The sequence below is a fragment of the Mycobacterium sp. genome (assembly GCF_050700595.1).
In the GTDB taxonomy this organism is placed as follows: Bacteria; Actinomycetota; Actinomycetes; order Mycobacteriales; family Mycobacteriaceae; genus Mycobacterium.
Map to the genome: position 1 here is coordinate 1 of NZ_JBOHHI010000132.1, position 4,930 is coordinate 4,930.

4 protein-coding genes and 1 pseudogene are annotated in these 4,930 nt (G+C 66.1%); 2 read left to right on the forward strand and 3 right to left on the reverse strand.

Annotation, left to right across the window (positions count from 1 at the left end):
• Positions 1-190: 190 nt before the first annotated feature.
• Positions 191-625, reverse strand: coding sequence for a redox-sensitive transcriptional activator SoxR (gene soxR, locus ACRDTL_RS12900; protein WP_431507099.1), 435 nt, complete (start codon positions 623-625; stop codon positions 191-193).
• A gap of 47 nt (positions 626-672) precedes the next feature.
• Between soxR and arcA the strand changes: the two genes are divergently transcribed.
• Entirely contained in the window at positions 673-1,881 is a 1,209-nt protein-coding gene (arcA, locus tag ACRDTL_RS12905) for an arginine deiminase (protein ID WP_431507100.1), read from the forward strand.
• A 35-nt stretch (positions 1,882-1,916) separates the two neighbouring features.
• On the opposite strand, the pseudogene ACRDTL_RS12910 reads toward arcA, so the two are convergent.
• Together ACRDTL_RS12910 and ACRDTL_RS12915 are read right to left on the reverse strand one after the other, a co-directional pair.
• Positions 1,917-2,797: pseudogene (locus ACRDTL_RS12910) on the reverse strand (DUF559 domain-containing protein).
• A 123-nt stretch (positions 2,798-2,920) separates the two neighbouring features.
• Complete coding sequence (locus ACRDTL_RS12915) at positions 2,921-4,465, reverse strand: dolichyl-phosphate-mannose--protein mannosyltransferase (protein WP_431507101.1); 1,545 nt, start codon at positions 4,463-4,465, stop codon at positions 2,921-2,923.
• Between the two features lie 24 nt (positions 4,466-4,489).
• On the opposite strand from ACRDTL_RS12915, the gene rsmI reads away from it, so the two are divergent.
• The coding region (gene rsmI / locus ACRDTL_RS12920) for a 16S rRNA (cytidine(1402)-2'-O)-methyltransferase (RefSeq protein WP_431507102.1) at positions 4,490-4,930 on the forward strand (441 nt) is incomplete at its 3' end.

The window sequence follows — 4,930 nt, forward strand, 5'->3', positions numbered from 1 at the left end:
CCAAAATCCGGCTCATCAACGCCCGCGGCTACGGACACCACTCAGCCCAAACACTGACCTCGATGATCTACCTATGCCTCGGCGGCCTACACCCCAAACTCCCCACACAAACCTGAGGAGCCGCACGTGCGTTCGACTTAGCGGCGATCGCAAGCGCGGCGGAGCCGGGCGCAGCGGGTCGCCGCAGAATCTACAGCAGCCGGACCGGCCCGGGTCCCTGTTCGGCGAGCACGTCACCCGGATTGGACAGCGCGCAACTGCGCAGGCTCAGGCAACCGCACCCGATGCAGTCGGCCAGGTTGTCGCGCAGCCGTTGCAGGTGCAGGATCCGGTCGTCGAGGTCGGCGCGCCAGCCGGCCGAGAGCCGGGCCCAGTCCTTGCTGGTGGGAATCCGATCGCTGGGCAGGGTGGCCAACGCCTCCCGCACCCGGGCCAGCGGGATGCCCAGTCGCTGCGACATCCTGATGAACGCCACCCGGCGCAGGACGTCGCGGCTGTAGCGGCGTTGGTTGCCCGACGTGCGCCGGCTGGTGATCAGCCCCTGCCGCTCGTAGAAGTGCAACGCCGAAATCGCCACCCCGGCCCGCGCTGCCAGTTCGCTAGGAAGGAGCTCCTGAGAGTCCATAGACCTAAACCATACTTGAGGTGGCGGTTGGCGCTACCGTGCTAACTGTGAGCAGCAACGGACTGAGCGTCAACTCCGAAGTGGGGACTTTGCGAGTGGTCATTGTGCACCGCCCGGGTGCCGAACTGCGGCGGCTCACACCGCGCAACAACGACAAGTTGCTGTTCGACGGGTTGCCGTGGGTCGCACGGGCGCAAGACGAGCACGATGCGTTCGCGGAGGTGCTGCGTTCGGCCGGTGCCGAGGTGCTGCTGCTGGCCGACTTACTGACCAAAGCTCTGGAAAGCAGTGCGGCCCGGATGCAGGGCATCGCCGCCGCGGTGGATGCCCGTCGGCTCGGATTGCCGCTGGCCCAAGAGCTCTCGGACTACCTGTGCGGTCTGGACCCGGCCACCCTGGCAGATGTCCTGATGGCCGGTATGACGTTTGCGGAGCTCCCGTCGAACGACTGGGCCGACGTGTCGTTGGTGCGCCTCATGCACCACGGCGCCGACTTCGTCATCGAGCCGTTACCGAACCTGGTCTTTACCCGCGACTCGTCGATCTGGATAGGGCCGCGGGTGGTCATCCCGTCACTGGCGCTGCCGGCACGGACCCGTGAGGCGTCATTGACCGATCTGGTCTATGCCCACCATCCACGGTTCGCCGGCGTGCGGCGCGCCTACGAATCGCACACCGCGCCCGTCGAAGGCGGCGACGTGCTACTGCTGTCGCCGGGCGTCGTCGCGGTCGGAGTGGGGGAGCGGACCTCGCCCGCCGGGGCAGAGGCCTTGGCGCGCAGCTTGTTCGACGATGATCTCGCCGACACCGTGCTCGCCGTGCCGATCGAGCAGAAGCGCGCGCAGATGCACCTGGACACGGTCTGCACAATGGTCGACGCCGACGCGGTGGTGATGTTCGCCAATGTCGTCGACACGTTGTCGGCCTTCACGATTGCGCGCACCCCTGACGGTGTGAAGATCTCTGACGAGGCGGCGTTCGTGGTGGCCGCGGCCGCCGCGATGGGCATCGACGAGTTGCGGGTGATCGACACCGGCTTGGACCCCGTTATCGCCGAGCGTGAACAATGGGACGACGGCAACAACACATTGGCGCTGGCGCCCGGCGTCGTCGTGGCCTACGAGCGCAACGTGCGGACGAACACCCGCCTGCGGGACGCCGGCATCGAGGTGCTCACCATCGCCGCCTCCGAGTTGGGCACCGGCCGCGGCGGGCCGCGTTGCATGTCGTGTCCCGCCGCCCGCGACCCGCTGTAGTTCGTTGGGCGCGAAACAGAAGCTATGGCTGTGATTCAGGCGGCCGCACGACCGTCGCTTCTGTCTCGTGAGCGCAGTACCCAGCCCCGTCGGGCGAGTGCGGTGCGCGCCCGCTCGATGATGTAGTTAGGCCGATCCTCTTTGATCACCTTGATCACACGCCAACCAAGGCGATCGAGCATTTCGGCTCGTCGGATGTCTTTGACGTATCGTTCCCGGTCCGTGCGATGCTGATCGCCGTCGTACTCTACGGCCACCATCGGCTCCTCCCAGCCCATGTCGAGGTAGGCGACGAGGTGGCCATCAGTAACCCGAATCTGGGTCGCGGGCCGGGGAAACCCGGCGCCGATAAGAAGTAGCCGCAACCAGGATTCCTTGGGCGATTCAGCACCGGAGTCCATCAATGACAGGGCCATTCGTGCACGCTTGTTTCCACGTGCACCCGAATAGCGACCCACCAGATACAGAACGTCCTGCTCGGTGATGCGTGTCGCGCGGGCAAGCGCGTCGAGGTGGGCGATCGCCATGGTCCGTGGGAGATGGCGAGCCAGATCGAATGCGGTTCTCACAGACGTGGCAACTGTGAGATCTCTGACGGAGGCTACCTCGTCGGGCTGGAATCGCTCGTCGCGAACGATGGTGCCGGGAGGGTAGTGATTGTTCGTCCATAGCAGCTCGACCGGCGCAGAGTCGTCGACCCACTCCGCACCGTGTAGGGCCGCTGCCGCGCGTCCGGTGACCACTGCCCGTCGGCCCGACCACAACCATGCACCGACGGTCATGACCTCGAATGACGCACACACATCGATTTCGGAATGTAGATATCGCGAAAGATCGGCTGGTAGTTCCAGCGGAGCTGGCTGCGGCTGAGCGAGCCCTGAGCAATGGCCTCGCTGCCGACGATGGGTCCATTCATGGTCGTGATCATCGACGCCTGCACCGACAACTGGTCACCAATCAGCAGTCAGGGTTGTGGAAAGAGCCAAAACCACAGCCCTGGCTTCTATCTCGCGAGTGGGAGGGGCGCCGGCCGGAAAAATCACCGCCAGCTGGGCAGCCACATCTCCATATTCCAGGTGGCCGCCGAAATCGGCTGGCCGGTGAGCACCGGGAACAGCCAGGCGAAATTCGTCAGCACGAGTGCCACGTAACAGGACACGACGATCAGCCCGAGCGTGCGGCGTTCTGCATTCTGATGCGGCTGGTAAAGGATATCCCCGAGGATCAACGCGATCGCCATCACCAGAAACGGCGCCATCGTGGCCGCATAGAAGAAGTACATCTGGCGGTCGATGTCGGCGAACCACGGCAGCCAGCCGGCGCAGTAGCCCACCAGCACGGCCGCGTACCGCCAATCCCGCCGGACGAACATCCGCCACGCCGCATAACCGAGAACCGGCACCGAAAGCCACCACATCGCCGGCGTACCGACCAACAGCACCGCTTTGACGCACGACTGTGCGCCACAGCCCGGAACATTCTGCTGGTCTATCGCGTACAACACTGGTCGCAGCGACATCGGCCAGGTCCACGGCTTGGATTCCCAGGGATGGTGGTTGCCCGCGGAATTCGTTAGCTCGGAATGGAATTGGTAGACCTTGTACGTGTAATGCCACAGTGACCGGATGGCGTCGGGCACGGGGAAGGATGTTGCCGGGCCGATCGACTGGCCGACCTCATGGCGATCGATCGCGGTCTCGGAGGCGAACCACGGCGCATAGGACGCCAGATACACCGCGAACGGGATCAGCAGCAGCGCATAGACAGTGGGTCCCAGGTCGCGGCGCAGCGCGCCCAGCCACGGCCGCCGCACCCGATAGGCGCGGCGCGCCGCGATGTCGAACGCCAACGACATCAGCCCGAAGAACAGCACGAAGTACAGGCCCGACCACTTTGTCGCACAGGCTAATCCGAGCAGCACCGCGGCGCCGAACCGCCACCAGCGCACCCCCAGCCGCGGACCCCATGCGGTTTCGGCGCTGCGGCCCTCGACTAGCGCGATGTGCATCCGCTTCCGAACGTCGTCGCGGTCGACGATCAGCGCACCGAACGACGCGACCACGAAGAATGCCAGAAACCCGTCGAGCAGCGCAGTCCTTGATGTCACGAAGCTGACGCCGTCGGCGAGGAGCAACAGCCCGGCGATACCGCCGACCAGCGTCGAGCGGCTGATCCGCCGCACGATCCGCACCACGAGGACCACCATGATCACGCCGAGCAATGCGCCGGTGAACCGCCAGCCCAGCCCGTTGTAGCCGAAGATCGCTTCGCCGATCGCGATCAGTTGCTTGCCGACGGGAGGATGCACGACCAGACCGAACCCGGGGTTGTCCGCCACACCGTGATTACGCAGCATCTGCCACGCCTGGGGCGCGTAGTGCTTCTCGTCGAAGATCGGCGTGCCGGCATCGGTCGGCGAGCCGAGGTTGACGAACCGGGTCACCGCCGCCAACGCGGTCACCACCGCGGTCACCGCCCAGCCCTGCACACGATCGACCGGCCCGAAATCCGCGATGGGCAGCAGCGGCCCCGGGCTGATGACGGGGACCGTCCGCTCCGCGACGTCGGCAGGAGGGGCGGTCATTGCACCGATCGTAGGCTGTGCGCTATGGCGGGCGGTCGACTGTTGCTGGGCGCCACATCGTTAGGCCAGCCGTCGGACGTGTCGGCGCGGCTGGTGACGGCGCTCGGCTCCGCCGACGTCGTCGCCGCCGAGGACACCCGCCGGGTCCGCACGCTGGCCAGGGCGGTCGACGTCCGGATCACCGGCAAGATAGTCAGCCTGTTCGACCAGAACGAGGACACCCGGGTGCCGGTGCTGCTCCGGGCGATCAGTGCCGGTGCGACGGTGCTGATGGTCACCGATGCCGGAATGCCGGCGATCAGCGACCCGGGCTACCGGTTGGTGGTGGCATGCGTCGACGCCGGCCTGCCGGTGACCTGCCTGCCCGGCCCGTCGGCGGTAACCACCGCGCTGGCAGTGTCCGGGCTGCCGTCGGACAAGTTTTGTTTCGAGGGGTTCGCCCCGCGCAAACGGTCGGCGCGCCGG